Raw genomic sequence first — 16,776 nt, 5'->3', positions numbered from 1 at the left:
GAGCCCATGATCGAGCTCGACGGCCTCACCAAACGCTTCGGCAACAAGGTTGCAGTGGACCATTTGTCATGCCAGGTCAGACCAGGCATGGTGACCGGCTTCCTGGGCCCGAACGGCGCGGGCAAGTCCACGACCATGCGGATGATGCTCGACCTCGACAACCCCACCAGCGGCACGGTGCGGATCGACGGCCGGCACTACCGCGACCTCCAGGAGCCGCTCAAGCACATCGGGGCGCTCCTGGACGCCAAGTCGATGCACGGCGGGCGCAGCGCGTACAACAACCTGCTGTGTCTCGCCCAGAGCAACCGCATCCCGGCGAGCCGGGTCTCCCATGTGCTGGACACGGTCGGCCTGAGCGCGGTCGCGAAGAAGAAGTCCAAGGGCTTCTCGCTCGGTATGGGGCAGCGGCTGGGAATCGCGGCCGCACTGCTCGGCGACCCCGAGATCCTGATGTTCGACGAACCCGTCAACGGTCTGGACCCGGAGGGTATCCACTGGATCAGGAATCTGATGAAAGCCCTCGCCTCGGAAGGCCGGACGATCTTCGTCTCCTCGCATCTGATGAGTGAGATGGCCCTGACCGCGGATCACCTGATCGTCATCGGGCAGGGGAAGCTGCTCGCCGACACCTCGATGGCCGACTTCATCCGCGAGAACTCCCGCAGTTTCGTGCGGATGCGCTCCCCGGAGCAGGAGCGCCTGCGTGACCTGCTGCACGCGGAGGGTGTCGTCGCGGTCGAGTCGGGCAACGGCACGCTGGAGATCGACGGCGAGGCCCCGGAACGGCTGGGTGAGCTCGCGGGCCGGCACGGGGTCGTGCTCCACGAGCTGAGCGCACAGCGCGCGTCGCTGGAGGAGGCGTTCATGCAGATGACGGCGGGCTCCGTCGAGTACCACGCACACTCCGAACGCGACAGCGCCCAGCCACCGCCGGTGGGTCCGCACTGGGGCGACCGGTGGAACGAGCAGCAGCCCGTCGGCGACACGGCCGGCGACGCGACGAAGGGGGTGTGACGGCGATGGCATCGGTACCCGCGGTCCTGAATTCCGAGTGGACCAAGATCCGTACGGTCTCGTCGACCACCTGGACGCTGATCTGCGCGTTCCTCGTCACGGTCGCCATGGGCGCGGCCCTGAGCGCCCTGCTGAAGAGCCAGTTCGACGACCTCTCGGCCGCAGAGCAGGCCACTTTCGACCCGACGTTCGTGAGCTTCTCCGGGATGGTCCTCGGACAGCTGGCGATGGTCGTCTTCGGCGTCCTGGTGGTGGGTACGGAGTACAGCTCCGGCATGATCCGCACCTCCCTCGCGGCGGTGCCGCAGCGCGGGTCGTTCCTCTTCAGCAAGATCGCGGTGGCGGGCGTCCTGGCCCTGGTGGTCGGACTCGCCACCAGCTTCATGACCTTCTTCCTCAGCCAGGCCCTGCTCGGGGACCGCGGCACCGGCATCGGCGCGGAGAACGTACTGCGCGCCGTCGTGGGTGGCGGCATCTACATGGGTCTGATCGCGGTCTTCTCGATGGGCGTGGCCACGATGCTGCGCAGTTCCATGCTGTCGCTGGGCATCCTGATGCCGTTCTTCTTCCTCGTCTCGCAGATCCTCTCCGCGGTCCCGGGTGCCAAGAGCGTGGCCCGGTACTTCCCCGACCAGGCGGGCTCCAAGATCATGCAGGTGGTACCGGACGCGCTGAACAGCGATCCGGCACCGTACGGGCCGTGGACCGGGCTCGGGATCATGGCGCTGTGGGTGGTGGCCGCGCTGATCGGCGGCTACGTGGTGCTGAAGAAGCGGGACGCCTGAACGGACCCCGGGACGCCGACGCTCCGCGCCTCCGCTTGGCCGGAACCGCCCGCTGCTGGTTATCCTCCTAACTCTTGACGGGGGGCATGCGGCCGGAGGCCTGGGCCCCGACGACAGATAAGTCGATGGGGCTGGAGAATGATCGAGGCAGTCGGCCTGACGAAGCGCTACGGCGCGAAGACGGCCGTGCACAACCTTTCCTTCCAGGTGCGTCCCGGTGCCGTCACGGGGTTCCTCGGTCCGAACGGGTCGGGCAAGTCCACCACCATGCGCATGATGCTCGGGCTGGACCGGCCCACCTCCGGGCACGTGACGATCGGCGGGCACGCCTTCCGCAGCCTCCCCAACGCCCCGCGCCAGGTGGGGGCCCTGCTCGACGCCAAGGCCGTGCACGGCGGACGCAGCGCCCGCAACCACCTGCTGTCCCTGGCCCAGCTGGCGGGCATCCCGGCGGCCCGGGTGGACGAGGTCCTCGGCGTCGTCGGGCTGCAGGACGTCGCGAAGAAGCGGTCCAACGGCTTCTCCCTCGGTATGGGACAGCGGCTGGGGATCGCGGCCGCGCTGCTCGGCGACCCGCAGGTGCTGCTCTTCGACGAGCCGGTCAACGGACTCGACCCCGAGGGCATCCTGTGGGTCCGCAACCTGATGAAGCAGCTGGCTTCCGAGGGCCGCACGGTCTTCGTCTCCAGCCACCTGATGAGCGAGATGGCCCTCACGGCCGACCACTTGATCGTGATCGGCCGAGGACAACTGCTCTCCGACATGAGTGTCACCGACTTCATCTCGGCGAACTCCGCGGACTTCGCCCGGGTCCGCGTCCCGGCGGACCGGCCGGAGCAGCGGGAGAAGCTGACCGCCTCGCTCACGGAGGCGGGCGGCAGAGTGATGCCGGAGCCGGACGGTGCCCTGCGGATCACCGGGCTGGGCCTGTCCCGCATCAGCGACCTGGCGCACGAGTCGGACGTCCGGCTGTGGGAACTCTCGCCGCACCGGGCGTCGCTCGAGGAGGCGTACATGCGGATGACGCAGGGCGTCGTGGACTACCGCTCCACTGCGGACGCGAAGGAGGGCCTCCAGCTGCCCCCGCCCGGCTACGGGTACCCGGGCCACGAGGCCCACGCGCAGCCCGGCCACGCCCCGCAGGAGGTCCCCCAGGAGGGCTGGTACGCCCCGCCGCCCCCGGGACAGAGCCGGCACGCCGACGCACCGGCACCCGCCCCCACCTCCGCGGCCACCGCGGACCGGACCGAGCGCAGGACCAGCGAGGACTCCCGATGACGACGCCGGCCACTCCGCCGCAGGCGGACCAGGCTCCCCAGCAACCGCAACAGGACCCGCACGCCCTGTACACCTCGCCGATCCCCGTGCGCACTCCCGGCCTCGGCGACGCGATCGCCTCCGAGTGGACGAAGATCCGCTCCGTGCGCTCCACGATGTGGACGCTCGGCGTGATGATCGTGCTGCTGCTCGGCGTCGGGCTGCTCACCGCGTTCGTCGTGAGCCTCTCGGAGGCCCCCCTGGACGACACCCCGGTGCTCAGCCTGGGCTTCTTCGGCGTACTGCTCGGATCGATCTGCGTGATCACCCTGGGCGTGCTGACCATCGCGGCCGAGTACAGCACCGGGATGATCAGGACGACGCTGACCGCGTGCCCGAGCCGGTCGCGGATTCTGATCGCGAAGGCGGTCGTCTTCTTCCTGCTCGCCTTCACGATCACCACGGTGACCACCGGCGTCGTGGGCGTCCTGCAGACGGCCATGCTGGACGGGGCGACACCCGGCACCGGCTTCTGGGTGCGCTCCACGGTGGGGGTGGGCCTCTACGTCGCGACGCTCGGGCTGCTCTCGCTCGCGGTCGGCGCGATCGTCCGGCACTCGGCGGGCGCCATCACGATCATGATCGCGGTGGTGCTGCTCCCCCTGGTGCTGGCGATCTTCATGTTCTCGCCGACGCTGGCCGGGGTGCAGCAGGCCCTCCTCGAGTACTCGATCCCCAACCAGATCGGCTCGTTGTACGAAGCGTCGGTGACCACGTCGGGGCCGACCGGCTGGGAGCCACTGTGGATCATCGTCGGCGTGACCGCGGTGGCCATGGCAGGCGCCTTCGCGTCGCTGGACCGGCGGGACGTGTGACTCAGTAACGCGGAGCGTTCCTGGACCGCTGCACCCGTGTGGTGCGGCGGTCCTTCGCGTTCCAGCAGGCCTTGTGCCAGTGCCTGCGGTCGTCGATCCCGCCGAACTCGGGCCAGGCGACGAGGTGCGGGACCCCGGAGGGGATCTCCTGGTCGCAGCCGGGGCAGCGGTAGCGCTTGCCCGCCGCGCTCGCGCCGCTCACCGGGCGCACCGACCACTCCTCTCCCTGCCAGCTCTCCGTGGCACCGCCCCCGCCGTACCGCTCCCCCGCACCTCCTGGGCTGCCGGTGGGACTCTCGCCACCTCGGGGGCGGTTGCGGCGCGGGGACACGGGACACCTCACGGGGTGTTGGGGCGGATTGTTCCGTCCAGCCTAGAGGCATCGGCCGCAGGCCCGTGTCAGGAGTGACGCGTGAGCGGCGACGGGCGGGTGGGTTACCGGAAAATCGCAACAACTTCGCCGTGGACCGTGCCCTTGGCACGTGTCAGACGTTGTTGCCAGTGAGGGGGACAGCCGCGTCGGCCGCAAGGAGGCAGAAGGCGATGCGCGTAGGAACGTTCGTACTGGCAGCCCAGTTCCCGGGACAGGGGCAGGGTGAGGCCCTGCACCGGGCCGTCAGGTCCGCCGAGGTCGCGGAGGAGTCGGGGCTCGACTCCGTCTGGCTCGCGGAGCACCACTTCGTGCCGTACGGGGTGTGCCCGTCCGCCACGACACTGGCCGCCCTGCTGCTCGGCCGCACCCGCCGGATCCGCGTGGGGACGGCGGTGAGCGTGCTGCCGAACCTGCACCCCGTCGCGCTCGGCGAGCAGGCCGCGCTGCTGCACCTGACCAGCGGAGGCCGCTTCTCCCTCGGGGTGGGGCGCGGCGGTCCGTGGATCGACCTGGAGGTCTTCGGAGGCGGGCTCGGGGCGTACGAAAGGGGCTTCCCTGAGGCTCTGGAGCTGCTGCTCGCATGGCTGGAAAAGCCCCGGGTGGCGGGGAGCGGCCGGCGTTACGACTTCCGCGAGGTGGCCGTCGTGCCGCGCGCCGACGAGCTGCTCGGGGACGGCCCGCCGGGCCCCGAGGTGATCGTCGCCTGCACGTCGCCGAAAAGCGTGGAACTCGCCGCCGCAAAGGGTTTGCCCATGCTCCTCGGGATGCATTGCGGCGACGAGGAGAAGGCAGACATGGTCGCTCTGTGGCGATCGGCCGCCCGGGAGGCCGGCCAGCCGGCGGAGGTCGTGGAGCGAGTAGCACATGTGTCCGCGGGGGTGGCCCAGATCGCCGACAGTCCCGCGGACGCCCTGGAGACGCTCGTGAAGGCGATGCCGGGCTGGCTGAGGCAGGGGCTCGACGCCCATGTGACGGTCGACGGCCGGCACCGGGTCATGCGGGACCCCGTCGCGTACACGGAGTTCCTCTGCGGCCTGCATCCGGTGGGACCGCCCCGTTTCGCCGCGGACCGGCTGGCGGCCACGGCTGAGCGCACGGGCATCACCCGGTACGCCCTCATGGTGGAGGGCTCGGGCGATCTCGCGGCGACGGAGACGAACGTGCAGCGGCTGGGCACGGAAGTGCTGCCGTTGCTGAAGTGATCCGTTCACGCAGGTGGTCCTGGTGGTGCGGTGGTACGGGAGCTGCCGCCCCGGAGCCAGTTGCACCTCCCGCGGCCCGAAGCGGCAGCAGAAGCGTTCAGCAGTCCCGGAGTTCGGGCGACTGGTTGAGCAACTGTCCTCGCACCGAGGTGAATCGGGCCAGTCGCTCGTCGACCGACGCGTCCAGCGGGAACACCGCGAGGCGGTGGCAGTTCTGGAATGCCAGGCGCACTCCGAAGTGCCGCTGCAGCGCGCCGCGTATCGCATCACTCGCGAGCGCACGCAGCAGCTGACCACGTGCCTGCTCGTCCGGCGGGGGCGTCTGGTTGTCGGCGAACTGCCCGCCGTCGACCTTCAGCTGGGCCACCAGAGAGCTGATCATCTCCCATGCATAGGGCAGGGAGGTCCGGACGCAGTCGACGAAGTCGGCTTCGTCGACCTCGCCTCGCTCGGCCTGTTCCAACAGCGCCGGTGAGACGTCGAGCGACATGAGTTCTCCTCTCGCGGCCCCGGACAGGTGGCCGGGGCCTTACGGGCAGGGCTGGGTGGCGACGCTGCGTACACAGACGGCGACCTCCTGCTTACACGGTAAGGGTGCAGTCCGGGCCGCACCAGGAGATTGGGAACACAACCGGCCAACAACGAACGGTCGCAAAGAGGGGCAAGCCAGATCTGCGTCCCTCGGGTCGCGTGAGTGACGGGTGCGCGAATCGCGTGCACCCGTGGTCGTCGAGTAGCGTTGCCGACCATGCGTCTCGTCATCGCCCGTTGCTCCGTGGACTACGCGGGCCGGCTCACTGCCCACCTGCCCTCCGCCCCCCGTCTGATCCTCGTGAAGGCGGACGGCAGCGTGTCGATCCACGCCGACGACCGGGCGTACAAACCTCTCAACTGGATGTCCCCGCCGTGCACCCTCAAGGAGGGCGCCGACGAAACCGAGGGTGTCTGGACCGTGGTCAACAAAGCGGGCGAGAAACTGATCATCACGATGGAGCAGATCCTCCACGACTCGTCCCATGAGCTGGGTGTCGACCCGGGGCTCATCAAGGACGGCGTGGAGGCGCACCTCCAGGAGCTGCTCGCCGACCGGATCGAGACGATCGGCGAGGGCTACACCCTGATCCGCCGCGAGTATCCGACCGCGATCGGTCCGGTCGACATCCTGTGCCGGGACGCGGACGGTGCCACGGTGGCCGTGGAGCTGAAGCGGCGGGGCGACATCGACGGCGTCGAGCAGCTGACCCGCTACCTGGAGCTGCTCAACCGCGATCCGCACCTGGCCCCGGTACGGGGCGTGTTCGCCGCGCAGGAGATCAAGCCGCAGGCCCGGGTGCTGGCGACGGACCGCGGCATCGGGTGCCTGGTCCTCGACTACGACGCGATGCGCGGCATCGAGGACGACAAGCTGCGACTGTTCTGACCCACGGGGCGGTATCACCCCGGTGACGCCGTACGGGCCCGGCTTCCGGGCCCGTACGGCGTTCTCCGTTCTCAGGCGGTCGTCGTCGGAGAACCGGATCCGTCCTGCGTCGTCGACGCGGTGACGGTCTCGGCCGGGCCGCTCGCGGAGTCCGACGTGGACGGGTCCGTGGTCGTCTCCGACTCCGACGGAGTGGGCGACGGGGACTCGGGGTCGGTCGGGGACTCGCTGGGGGTCTCGGACTCGCTGGGCGACGTGGTCGGCGTCTTCGTCGGCTTCTTCGTGGGCGACGGACTGCCCTGCGTCGGGGAGTCACTGGGGCTGTCGCTCGACGAGTCGCCCGTTCCCGGACTCGTACCGGGGTCCGTGGCGCCCGGGGACGGGGTTCCGCTCGTGGACGGGGTGGCGGTGCCGGACGGGCCGGGGGACGAGGAACCGCCGCCGGCCGTGCCTTCGCCGGTGACGGGGTCGTCGGCCGGTTCGTCCGCGGAGACGCCGCTCTCGCCGCCGTCCTCGTTCGCCGACTGCTCGGTCGTGATGCTCTGCCCCTCCGGATCCTCGCTCCCCGAGGTGGCACCGAGCGTCACCACGGTGCCGAGCACCGCCGCCAGCAGCGCGCCCGCGCCCACCGCGACGAGATTGCGCCGTGCGCCGAGGAGCACTCCAGCACGCCCGGAGGGTGCACCGGGGCGGGGCGGGGCCTGACGGGTGATCAGGGTCCCGGATGTATCGGTCACCCGGGGGAAGAGCGGCTTGGCCGCCGGGCCGCCGGAGGGGGAGGCCGACTCGTCGTGACGCGAGTCGGGCGCCTCGTCGCCCGCGTGGATACTGAGCACCGGTTCGCCCGAGCGGTCCGCGACGAGGGCGAGCGCGCGTCGCCCGGCCACCGCGCCGGGCTTGTCGGCGAGCGCACCGCGCATGCCGACGGAGGCCTCGAGTTCGGCCCTGGCACGGTCCAGCAGGCCGGTGCAGAGCGCGAGGACGCCCAACTCATGGTGAAAGTAAGCCTCTTCCGCGACCTCACCGGCGATCCGCGCGGCCTCCTGGCCCGCTCTGAGGGCCTTCTCCCAGGCGCCCCACTGCATCCCGGCCGCGAAGGCCGGGGCGGCGCTACGGGCCAGCAGGACGGCAACGCTGGCCTGTCCCGGAGCCTCGGCGGGGACGAGTCGGGCGATCGAGGCGAGGATGGCGTCCGCCTCGGCGACCGCGCGTTCCGGGGTGACGGACGGGTGCGCCGCCCACCAGGCGAAGTGCTGGGCGGCGCTGCGGGCGTGGTCCTCCGCACTCTCGCCGTAGCCGCTCGCCTCCAGCTGCGCCAGGACCCCGGCGGCCAGCCGGTAGCGAGGTCCGGCCGCGGAGAGCAGACCGCTGACCGCCAGCTCGCCCAGTGCGGCGTCGGCATGGGTGTCCCCCACCAGAGCCGGCAGATGGGCCTGGTGCGGCACCTCACCGCCGAGCGCGACGGCGAAGCGCAGGGTCTCCCGTGCGGCCTCGCTCAGCCGGGAGGCGAGCAGGGCGGCCGGTGCCGCGCCCTCACCGAGGCTGGGCAGCGGGAGGTGGGCCGGCTCGGCCCGGCCGAAGGGCGCGTCGGCCGGGTCGTCGTAGTCGTCGGACACGTCCTGGTCGGTGCGCATGCCGTCGCGCCGGCGCAGGAGGGCGCCGGCCTGGACGAAGCGCAGCGGCAGTCCTTCGGACTCGAACCAGAGGTCGCCCGCCCAGTTCGCCTCCTCGTCGGTGAGCGCGCGTTCCACGACGTGTTCCATGAGCTCGATCGAGGCGCTGCGGCCGAGACCGGCGAGGAGGACCTCTTCGAGGTTCGCCTCGGCCGGCGGCGCCGCCGCGTCGGGGGCCGTGGCGAAGAGGAACGCGCACTCCGGAGTCGCGTCGAGCAGCTCCTGGAGCGCGGCGCCGCCGAACTCCAGGTCGTCGACGACGACTACGGCGCCGATGCCGTGGACGAGCTCGACGAGCCCTTCGCGGTCGGGGCGGTACAGCGGGGCGCTGTACACGGCCTCGAACAGCCCGTGGAGCAGCTCACCGGCGGTCCGCTTGTGCCCGGAGAGCCGTACGACCCCGTCGGGCGCCAGGTCCGCGCAGTCGGCGGCGACAGCGTCCAGGAGGGCCGTGCGGCCGGAACCCGGCGCACCCGTGAGGCACACGGAGCGGCCACGGGCGAGCAGCCGCACCAACCGCTCGCGCTCGTCCCGGCGTTCGAGGAGGGGCGTCTGAGGCGAGGGCGGGCCCGGCGGGACGGGCGGCGCGGCGGCACGCTCGCGGTCCACGCGCTGGGCGGCGGTGCGCCGGACGGGCGCGTCGGGCCGCTCCCCCGGGCGGCAGGGCTCGATCTCGCTGCCGTCGACCGGATTGACCGTGAGCAGGAAGTCGCCCGATATCAGCTGCACCGTGCGCGACTGCTGGGGCGTCTGGTGCCCGAAGTCGGGGGTCAGCGGGTCACGGGACGGACGTCGCGGCGCGCCGTCGTCACCGGAACGGTCGTCGCCGTACTCTTCCGGTCCCCGGTGTGTCGGGTTCATCGTCTCAGTCCCCCAGACGCGCAGCGCGCGGTTGCCCCCTCCGGCCTCGCACGCCCCGCTGTCGCTCCCGGTCCGGTGTCCGCCAGGGGGGTTCTCGTCGATCGGCAGACGGCCGAACCCTAAACCTTCGCACAGTATCTACGAACCGGCGGGGGGCCGCGCCGTCCCTGACATCACGTTCTCGTGAGGATTGTGCGTGTATCGCCCGTACCCGCACCTCCCACCGCCGAACATCCCGGACCTTACGGGCGGGAGGCGCCGGGGGCTTCGTGGACACCTTCAGACGCGCGGCAGTGATTCCGCGGCGAGACCGCCCTCGATCGCGAGGATCCTGTGAAGCCTCGTCGCCACCAGCAGGCGCTGCATCTGCGGCGGCACGCCGCGCAGCACCAGCCGCCGGCCGGCCCGGCCGGCTCTGCGGTGCGCACCCATGATGACGCCGAGTCCGGTGGCGTCCCACGAGTCGAGCTCGGTCAGGTTCAGCACGAGATCGCCGGCTCCGTCGTCGACGGCCGAATGCAGGACCGTACGGGCGTCCGCCGCGCTTCGGACATCGAGGCGGCCCCCGACGGCCAGCTCGGCGTGGTCGCCCCTGATATGCATATGCGCTCCCCGGAAGTACTCCGCAGCAAGGTCTCTGTCTGGATTTTCTCTTTCTGCCTCTGCCACCACTGACTGCGGTGGCGACAGAGAAGTTGCCGTCTGTAAGCGAACCGATACCGAATTCACCCCGAGGGGTGAAGCGGGTCCGGCGTCACCCGCTGGATCCGTGTGCCGGACGGCGCCGGATCCGGGTCCCCCGGGTCTGATTGACGGCACATCAGACAGCCGGGGACCCGGTCGTGATCAGTAGGTGTAGAAGCCCTGCCCGCTCTTGCGCCCGATGTCACCTGCATCGACCATCCGGCGCATCAGCTCCGGAGCGGCGAACTTCTCGTCCTGGGACTCCGTGTAGATGTTGCCGGTGGCGTGCAGGAGGATGTCCACCCCGGTCATGTCGGCCGTGGCGAGGGGCCCCATCGCGTGGCCGAAGCCCAGCTTGCAGGCGGTGTCGATGTCCTCGGCCGAGGCGACGCCCGACTCGTACAGCTTGGCCGCCTCGACGACCAGCGCGGAGATCAGCCGGGTGGTGACGAAGCCCGCGACATCGCGGTTGACGACGATGCAGGTCTTGCCCACGGACTCGGCGAACTCCCTGGCGGTGGCCAGGGTCTCGTCACTCGTCTTGTAGCCGCGCACCAGTTCGCACAGCTGCATCATCGGGACCGGCGAGAAGAAGTGCACCCCGACGACCCGCTCCGGGCGCTCCGTCACGGCCGCGATCTTGGTGATCGGGATGGCGGAGGTGTTGGAGGCGAGGACGGCGTCCTCCCGTACCACCTTGTCGAGCGTGCGGAAGATCTCGTGCTTGACCTCGAGCTTCTCGAAGACGGCCTCGACGACGACGTCCGCGTCGGCCACGGCGTCGAGGTCGGTGGTCGTCGTGATCCGGGCGAGCGCGGCCTCCGCGTCGGCGGCCTCCAGCTTGCCCTTCGCGACGAACTTGCCGTAGCTCGCCTCGATCCCGCCGCGCCCACGCGCCAGGGCCACGTCGGTGACATCCCGCAGCACGACGTCCCAGCCCGCCTGGGCGGAGACCTGCGCGATACCGGACCCCATGAGTCCGGCGCCGATGACGGCGAGCTTCCTGGCCACGATTCGCACCCCTATGCATCTCGGTTGTTCACATGCTCTCCGGCGGAGGTTAGTACCCGTGAGGGGCCGTGAGGCCGTGAAGAGATGCGCGTCACGTCTCACATGACGGACATCACACCGGCCGCCGTCACGCGGTGGCGCGCCGCGCGTAGTTGAGGACCTTCTCGCCGAGGAGGTCCTCCATGTCGTCGAGCAGGACGAGCGCGTCGCGCGAGACCTCGACCGGGGCGCGGCCCGCGACCATCTCCCGGCCGATGTACGCCATGAGGGTGCTGTGCACCCAGGAGAGCTGACCGGCCACCAGGTCCGGCACGGGGTCGCCGGGGCCGGCCCCGGACTCCTCGCGCACGGTCGCCTCCAGGTCGAGCTGCACCTCCTGCCCGATGTGCCAGAGACGGGCCTTGAGTCCGTCGGCCCCCTCGATGACCCGCATGAAGCTCGCGTACCCGTCCATGAGGCCGACGGTGGGTGAGACACCCTCCACCTGGATCCGGAGTTCACGCAGGACGGCGTCGGCGGCGGACTCCCCCACGTCGCGGCCGCGGACGTAGCGCGAGAGCCGGTCGATCACACCGCCGGCGCGGTCCAGGAAGAGGTCTTCCTTGGCCGGGAAGTAGTTGTACACGGTGTTCACCGAGACGTCGGCGGCCCGGGCGATCTCGGCGATGGTCACCGCGTCGAAGCCCCGCTCCACGAAGAGTCCGGTGGCCACGTCGGAGAGGTGCTGCCTCGTCCGGCGCTTCTTCCGCTCCCGCAGTCCCTCGGTCATGCGCCCATCCTACGGACGTCGTGGGGTCCCTGAATTTTTGGAGGCATTGCAATTTTTAAGTCACTCTGTTTTTGTAGTCGCTATGCCAATCATCAGCACGTCTGGGCTCGCCCGGACCTTCACGACGAAGACCGGACCGGTGAACGCCGTGCGCTCGGTCGATCTGACCGTCGCCCCCGGTGAGATCGTCGGCCTGCTCGGCCCCAACGGCGCGGGCAAGACCACCACACTGCGGATGCTCACCACGCTGCTCTCCCCCACAGGCGGCGCGGCGACCGTCGCCGGGCACGACCTGATCTCCGATCCGGCGGGGGTGCGCGAGAAGTGCGGTTACGTCGCCCAGTCCGGCGGGGTGGACCCGCACGTCACCGTGCGGGAGGAACTGGTCACCCAAGGGCGGCTACACCGGCTGAGCAGGGCCGCCGCGATCACACGCACCGCCGAACTGGCCGCGCGCCTCGGCCTCGGCGATCTGCTGGACCGCAGGACGTCCGCGCTCTCCGGCGGCCAGCGGCGCCGCCTCGACATCGCGATGGGTCTCACCCACCGCCCGCCCCTGCTCTTCCTCGACGAGCCGACCACCGGGCTCGACCCGGGCAGCCGGGAGGACCTGTGGGACCTGGTCCGGGGGCTGCGGGACGACTTCGGCACGACGGTCGTGCTCACCACCCACTACCTCGACGAGGCGGACGCCCTCGCGGACCGGCTGGTCGTCGTCGACCAGGGCCTGGTCGTCGCCGAGGGCGCTCCCGCCGCGCTCAAGGCGGAGCACGCCGGCTCCCCCGACGCCTCGCTCCACGACACCTTCCTCGCCATCACCGGCCGCACCCCGGCCGCCGCCGATACCGCCCCCCTCGCCGTATAGGACCCCGCATGCTTCTCCACGACACCTCACTGATCTTCGGCCGGTACGTCCGGCAGACCCTGCGCTCCCGGTTCCAGATCTTCTTCGGGATCCTGATGCCGCTGCTCTACCTGCTCTTCTTCGGCCCGCTCCTGACGGCCCTCCCGCTCGGTTCCACCGGTGACTCCTGGCAGGTCCTGGTACCCGGACTGCTGCTGCAACTTGCGCTGTTCGGTGCCTCGTTCACCGGATTCGCGATCATCATCGAGAAGTCGACGGGGGTCGTGGAGCGCATGCGTGCGACTCCCGTCAGCCGCCTCGCCCTCCTGCTGGGGCGGGTCCTGCGGGACGCCCTGCTGTTCATGTTCCAGGCCGTGCTGCTGGTGATCGCCGCGCTGGCCATGGGGCTGCGCGCGCCGCTGCCCGGGGTACTCATCGGCTTCGCGTTCGTGGGCCTGCTGACCGTCTCGCTGGCCTCGCTGTCGTACGCCCTGGCCATGAGGGTGCGTACGCCGCAGGAGTTCGGGCCGGTGATCAACTCGCTCACCATGCCGGCCATGCTGCTCTCCGGCCTGATGCTGCCGATGACGCTCGGCCCTGCGTGGCTGGACGTCCTGTCGCACTTCACGCCGTTCCGCTACCTCGTGGACGCGGTTCGGGACGCGTACGTCGGCTCGTACGCGACGGCACACATGCTGTACGGGGTCCTGGTGGCCCTCGCGTTCGCCCTTATGGCTGTGACGGTCGGCACGCGCGCGTTCCGCAGGGCCGGAGCGTAACTAGGCTGGCCCCATGGTCAATCTGACGCGCATCTACACCCGTACCGGCGACAAGGGCACCACCGCCCTCGGCGACATGAGCCGGACCGCCAAGACCGATCTGCGGATCTCCGCCTACGCCGACGCCAACGAGGCCAACGCCGTGATCGGTACGGCCGTCGCGCTCGGGAACCTCCCCGAGGACGTCGTGAAGGTCCTCGTCCGTGTCCAGAACGACCTCTTCGACGTGGGTGCGGACCTGTGCACGCCGGTGGTGGAGAACCCGGAGTACCCGCCGCTGCGGGTGGAGCAGTCGTACGTCGACAAGCTGGAGGCGGACTGCGACACCTTCCTGGAGGAGCTGGAGAAGCTCCGCAGCTTCATCCTTCCGGGCGGCACTCCGGGGGCGGCGCTGCTGCACCAGGCCTGCACGGTCGTCCGGCGGGCCGAGCGGTCCACCTGGGCGGCGCTGGAGGTGCACGGGGACGTGATGAACGCGCTGACGGCGACGTACCTGAACCGCCTCTCCGACCTCCTGTTCATCCTCGCCAGGACGGCGAACAAGGAGGTCGGCGACGTGCTGTGGGTGCCGGGCGGCGAGCGCTGATCAGCGGCCCGCCCCGACCCGGTCCTCGGGCTCCTGTTTGGGGAACACGGTGTAGCCGCCGGCGATGGCCAGGTTGATCCCGATCACCCAGAGCATCTTCTGCTGCCACATCTGCAGCGAGCCCGTGTCACCGTCCCCGCCGACGTACCAGACCGCTGCCTGGAGCAGGGCCATGGCGGTCACCGCGGCAACGATCCAGCGGCCGGCGACGCGCCATTCGTGGGCGGCCCGGGCCATCCCGTACTTCGGGGGCCCAACCGGCGGCGGACCGCCCGCGAAGCGGTGGGCGACCCTCGCGTCGACCCATTTGATGGTGGAGTGGCCCAGCCCCACGGTGAAGCCGATGTAGACGGCGGCGATGCCGTGCCTCAGGCCCGGCTCGGCGCCGTTCTTCAGGTCCATGGCCGTCACCACCAGCAGGACGACCTCCAGCAAGGGCTCGCACAGCAGCACCGCCGCGCCCAGCCGGGGTTTCCTCGCGACGTACCGCAGCGCCAGTCCGGCGGCCAGCAGGACCCAGAAGCCGACCTCGCAGAGCACGATCAGCGTGACGATCACGGTCCTTCTCCTTCCGGTCCCCTCCAGGCTCCCCTCCGTCCGGGGCCGGGTCGTCGTCGGCAGTGACGAAACGCGACTGCATCCTTCGATGTAGCCGGGGCTCACCCCGGGTGCTGACGTGCCGGTACCCGCCGACGTGTTGGATGGGAGGGTGTTCTCCCCTGCGCGCCCGCATCGCTCCGACGTCCTGCTCTCGGTCAGCGGACTGTCCGGCGGTGTGGCCCTGTGGCTGATCGGCATCCACCTCCAGAACGGCCGGCTCTTCGACTCCCCCTGGGTGTCCCTGCTGCCGCTCGTGCTGATGTCGGCCCTCGAACTGCTGCGGCGCAGCTGCCCTCGGACGGCGCTGTCCGCCGGCACGCTCGCCCTGGTGGCGGATCAGTTCACCGTGGGCAGCCTGGCCACCCTGCTGATGTTCACCGACCTCGTGTACGCGGCCGTGCTGTACGGTCCGCCCGCCGCGTCGCGCCGCATCCCGGTCATCACGCTGCTGGGCACGGTCGCCACGACGTTCGGCTTCATCGCCTGGGTCCCGTCCGCGGACGCCGTGCTCATCGGGATCGCCGTCGGCATGGTCTCCTTCGGGCCGGCCCTCACGGGGGCGGCCGTGCGCAACCACCGGGACGCCGCCGAGGCCGCCCGGCTGCGCGCCGATCAGACCGCGCTGCTGGCCGAGATGGACCGGGCCCAGGCGGTGACCGCCGAGCGGTCCCGGATGGCCCGCGAGCTGCACGACATGGTCGCCAACCACCTCTCGGCGATCGCCATCCACTCCACCGCCGCGCTCTCCATCGACGAACCGGCCACCTCGCGCGAGGCCCTCGGGGTGATCCGGCGCAACAGCGTCGACGGGCTGGCCGAGATGAGACGGCTGATCGGCCTGCTGCGGGAGAGCGGAGCGGACGGGCCTCCCGGCGCGGCACCGACCCTGGCCTCCCTGGACGCCCTCGTCGGACAGGCCGGCGCGAACTCCGCGTCCAGCGGGCTCACCGTCACCCTGGAGGACGGCCGCGAGGAGTCCGTGCCGCTGCCGGCGCCGGTGGAGCTGGCGGCGTACCGCATCGTCCAGGAGTCGCTGACCAACGCGCTGAAGCATGCGGCGCCCGGCCCGGTGACGGTTCGGCTGGGGCGGTCGCGCGCGGTGCTCACGGTGGAGGTGAGCAGTGTGTTCGGTGACCGGCCGGGCCCTCGCGCGCCCGGTTCGGGGGCGGGACTCGTGGGGATGCGGGAACGGGTGGCGCTGCTGGGCGGGGTGATCGACGCGGGCCCGGAACCCGGGGCCGACGGCAGGAAGATCTGGCTGGTGCGGGCCGAACTGCCCGTCGAGGAGGGGACGTGGCGGGGATGACGATCCGGGTACTGGTCGCGGAGGACCAGTCGGCCGTACGCGCGGGGCTGGTGCTGATCCTGAGGAGCGCCCCGGACATCGAGGTGGTGGGCGAGGCCGCGGACGGTGAGGCCGCCGTGCGTCTGGCCCGTGAACTGCGTCCGGATCTTGTGCTGATGGACGTACAGATGCCCCGGCTCGACGGAGTGGCCGCGACGCGGCAGGTCGTGGTGGAACGGCTGGCGGACGTTCTGGTGCTGACCACGTTCGACCTGGACGAGTACGTCTTCGGTGCCCTGCGCGCGGGAGCGTCGGGCTTCCTGCTGAAGAACACCGACGCGAAGGACCTGCTCGACGCCGTCCGCACGGTGGCGCGCGGCGAGGGTTCGATCGCCCCGGCCGTCACGCGACGGCTGATCCAGGAGTTCGCCGTGGCCACCTCCGTCCGCAGGGCGGCCGGGCCGGCTCCGGACGCGCTCGACGCGCTGACGCGCCGGGAGCGGGAGGTGCTGGGCTGTCTCGGGGAGGGACTGTCGAACGCGGAGATCGCCGGGCGCCTCTCGATGGCGGAGGCGACGGCGAAGACACACGTCAGCAGGCTGCTCGGGAAGCTGGAACTACGCAACCGGGTGCAAGCGGCGGTGCTCGCGCAGGAGTTGGGCATCTGATTCCCGGCGAGGAACTTTGGTCTGGACCTCTTGACGATTGGTCCAGACCTTCCTAATCTCACCGGACACGCTGCGGTGAGTACGCCA

Annotated in this window: 18 protein-coding genes; 11 read left to right on the top strand and 7 right to left on the bottom strand. The window is 70.8% G+C overall.

The window, feature by feature from the left end; genetic code table 11:
- The first annotated feature begins 6 nt into the window (after positions 1-6).
- From JOC24_RS23645 to JOC24_RS23630, 4 genes are all read left to right on the top strand, one after another.
- Positions 7-1,017 (top strand): ATP-binding cassette domain-containing protein, encoded by a 1,011-nt coding sequence (locus tag JOC24_RS23645; protein WP_205022382.1) that lies wholly within the window; start codon positions 7-9, stop codon positions 1,015-1,017.
- A 5-nt stretch (positions 1,018-1,022) separates the two neighbouring features.
- Positions 1,023-1,802: an ABC transporter permease subunit gene (locus tag JOC24_RS23640; protein ID WP_205022381.1), complete on the top strand. Its 780-nt coding sequence runs from the start codon at positions 1,023-1,025 to the stop codon at positions 1,800-1,802.
- A 138-nt stretch (positions 1,803-1,940) separates the two neighbouring features.
- Positions 1,941-3,080 carry an ABC transporter ATP-binding protein gene (locus JOC24_RS23635; RefSeq protein WP_205022380.1) on the top strand — a complete coding sequence of 380 codons (1,140 nt, stop codon included), beginning with the start codon at positions 1,941-1,943 and terminating at the stop codon, positions 3,078-3,080.
- The gene (locus tag JOC24_RS23630) at positions 3,077-3,934 is read left to right on the top strand and encodes an ABC transporter permease subunit (protein ID WP_205022379.1); all 858 of its coding nucleotides are present in this window, start codon (positions 3,077-3,079) and stop codon (positions 3,932-3,934) included. Before JOC24_RS23635 ends, JOC24_RS23630 begins: the two co-directional genes overlap by 4 nt.
- Position 3,935: 1 nt before the next feature.
- On the opposite strand, the gene JOC24_RS23625 is transcribed toward JOC24_RS23630, so the two are convergent.
- On the bottom strand, positions 3,936-4,265 hold the full coding sequence (locus JOC24_RS23625; protein ID WP_205022378.1) for an ATP/GTP-binding protein: 330 nt from the start codon (positions 4,263-4,265) through the stop codon (positions 3,936-3,938).
- A gap of 212 nt (positions 4,266-4,477) precedes the next feature.
- Between JOC24_RS23625 and JOC24_RS23620 the strand changes: the two genes are divergently transcribed.
- Positions 4,478-5,509, top strand: coding sequence for an LLM class flavin-dependent oxidoreductase (locus JOC24_RS23620; RefSeq protein ID WP_205022377.1), 1,032 nt, complete (start codon positions 4,478-4,480; stop codon positions 5,507-5,509).
- A gap of 97 nt (positions 5,510-5,606) precedes the next feature.
- Here JOC24_RS23620 and JOC24_RS23615 read toward each other — a convergent pair whose 3' ends face one another.
- A complete protein-coding gene (locus tag JOC24_RS23615; RefSeq protein WP_205022376.1) occupies positions 5,607-5,999 on the bottom strand; it encodes an SCO5389 family protein in 393 nt (130 codons plus the stop codon).
- A 258-nt stretch (positions 6,000-6,257) separates the two neighbouring features.
- On the opposite strand from JOC24_RS23615, the gene nucS reads away from it, so the two are divergent.
- Positions 6,258-6,929 (top strand): endonuclease NucS, encoded by a 672-nt coding sequence (gene nucS / locus JOC24_RS23610; protein ID WP_205022375.1) that lies wholly within the window; start codon positions 6,258-6,260, stop codon positions 6,927-6,929.
- Between the two features lie 71 nt (positions 6,930-7,000).
- Here nucS and JOC24_RS23605 read toward each other — a convergent pair whose 3' ends face one another.
- The 4 genes from JOC24_RS23605 to JOC24_RS23590 form a co-directional block, all read right to left on the bottom strand.
- Entirely contained in the window at positions 7,001-9,463 is a 2,463-nt protein-coding gene (locus JOC24_RS23605; RefSeq protein ID WP_205022374.1) for an ATP-binding protein, read from the bottom strand.
- A 279-nt stretch (positions 9,464-9,742) separates the two neighbouring features.
- Entirely contained in the window at positions 9,743-10,066 is a 324-nt protein-coding gene (locus JOC24_RS23600) for an STAS domain-containing protein (RefSeq protein ID WP_205022373.1), read from the bottom strand.
- 243 nt (positions 10,067-10,309) lie between these two features.
- Positions 10,310-11,158: a 3-hydroxyacyl-CoA dehydrogenase family protein gene (locus JOC24_RS23595; protein ID WP_205022372.1), complete on the bottom strand. Its 849-nt coding sequence runs from the start codon at positions 11,156-11,158 to the stop codon at positions 10,310-10,312.
- A 127-nt stretch (positions 11,159-11,285) separates the two neighbouring features.
- Positions 11,286-11,927, bottom strand: coding sequence for a TetR/AcrR family transcriptional regulator (locus JOC24_RS23590; RefSeq protein WP_205022371.1), 642 nt, complete (start codon positions 11,925-11,927; stop codon positions 11,286-11,288).
- An 82-nt stretch (positions 11,928-12,009) separates the two neighbouring features.
- Between JOC24_RS23590 and JOC24_RS23585 the strand changes: the two genes are divergently transcribed.
- The 3 genes from JOC24_RS23585 to JOC24_RS23575 are packed head-to-tail and all read left to right on the top strand — an operon-like array spanning position 12,010 to position 14,136.
- Positions 12,010-12,792 (top strand): ABC transporter ATP-binding protein, encoded by a 783-nt coding sequence (locus JOC24_RS23585; protein WP_205022370.1) that lies wholly within the window; start codon positions 12,010-12,012, stop codon positions 12,790-12,792.
- Positions 12,793-12,800: 8 nt separating this feature from the next.
- A complete protein-coding gene (locus JOC24_RS23580) occupies positions 12,801-13,550 on the top strand; it encodes an ABC transporter permease (RefSeq protein WP_205022369.1) in 750 nt (249 codons plus the stop codon).
- 13 nt (positions 13,551-13,563) lie between these two features.
- Positions 13,564-14,136 carry a cob(I)yrinic acid a,c-diamide adenosyltransferase gene (locus JOC24_RS23575; protein ID WP_014154040.1) on the top strand — a complete coding sequence of 191 codons (573 nt, stop codon included), beginning with the start codon at positions 13,564-13,566 and terminating at the stop codon, positions 14,134-14,136.
- Here the strand turns inward: JOC24_RS23575 and JOC24_RS23570 are convergent, their stop codons facing one another.
- Positions 14,137-14,694, bottom strand: coding sequence for a hypothetical protein (locus tag JOC24_RS23570; protein ID WP_205022368.1), 558 nt, complete (start codon positions 14,692-14,694; stop codon positions 14,137-14,139).
- A gap of 151 nt (positions 14,695-14,845) precedes the next feature.
- Here JOC24_RS23570 and JOC24_RS23565 point away from each other — a divergent pair, with 151 nt between their 5' ends.
- Both JOC24_RS23565 and JOC24_RS23560 read left to right on the top strand, forming a co-directional pair.
- A complete protein-coding gene (locus JOC24_RS23565; protein WP_205022367.1) occupies positions 14,846-16,042 on the top strand; it encodes a sensor histidine kinase in 1,197 nt (398 codons plus the stop codon).
- The gene (locus JOC24_RS23560) at positions 16,039-16,689 is read left to right on the top strand and encodes a response regulator (protein ID WP_205022430.1); all 651 of its coding nucleotides are present in this window, start codon (positions 16,039-16,041) and stop codon (positions 16,687-16,689) included. Before JOC24_RS23565 ends, JOC24_RS23560 begins: the two co-directional genes overlap by 4 nt.
- Positions 16,690-16,776: the final 87 nt, after the last annotated feature.

This window comes from Streptomyces sp. HB132 (assembly GCF_016909575.1).
Lineage (GTDB): Bacteria > Actinomycetota > Actinomycetes > Streptomycetales > Streptomycetaceae > Streptomyces.
Note: the sequence above shows the minus strand (reverse complement) of the source record. Positions and strands in the feature narration are given on the sequence as shown.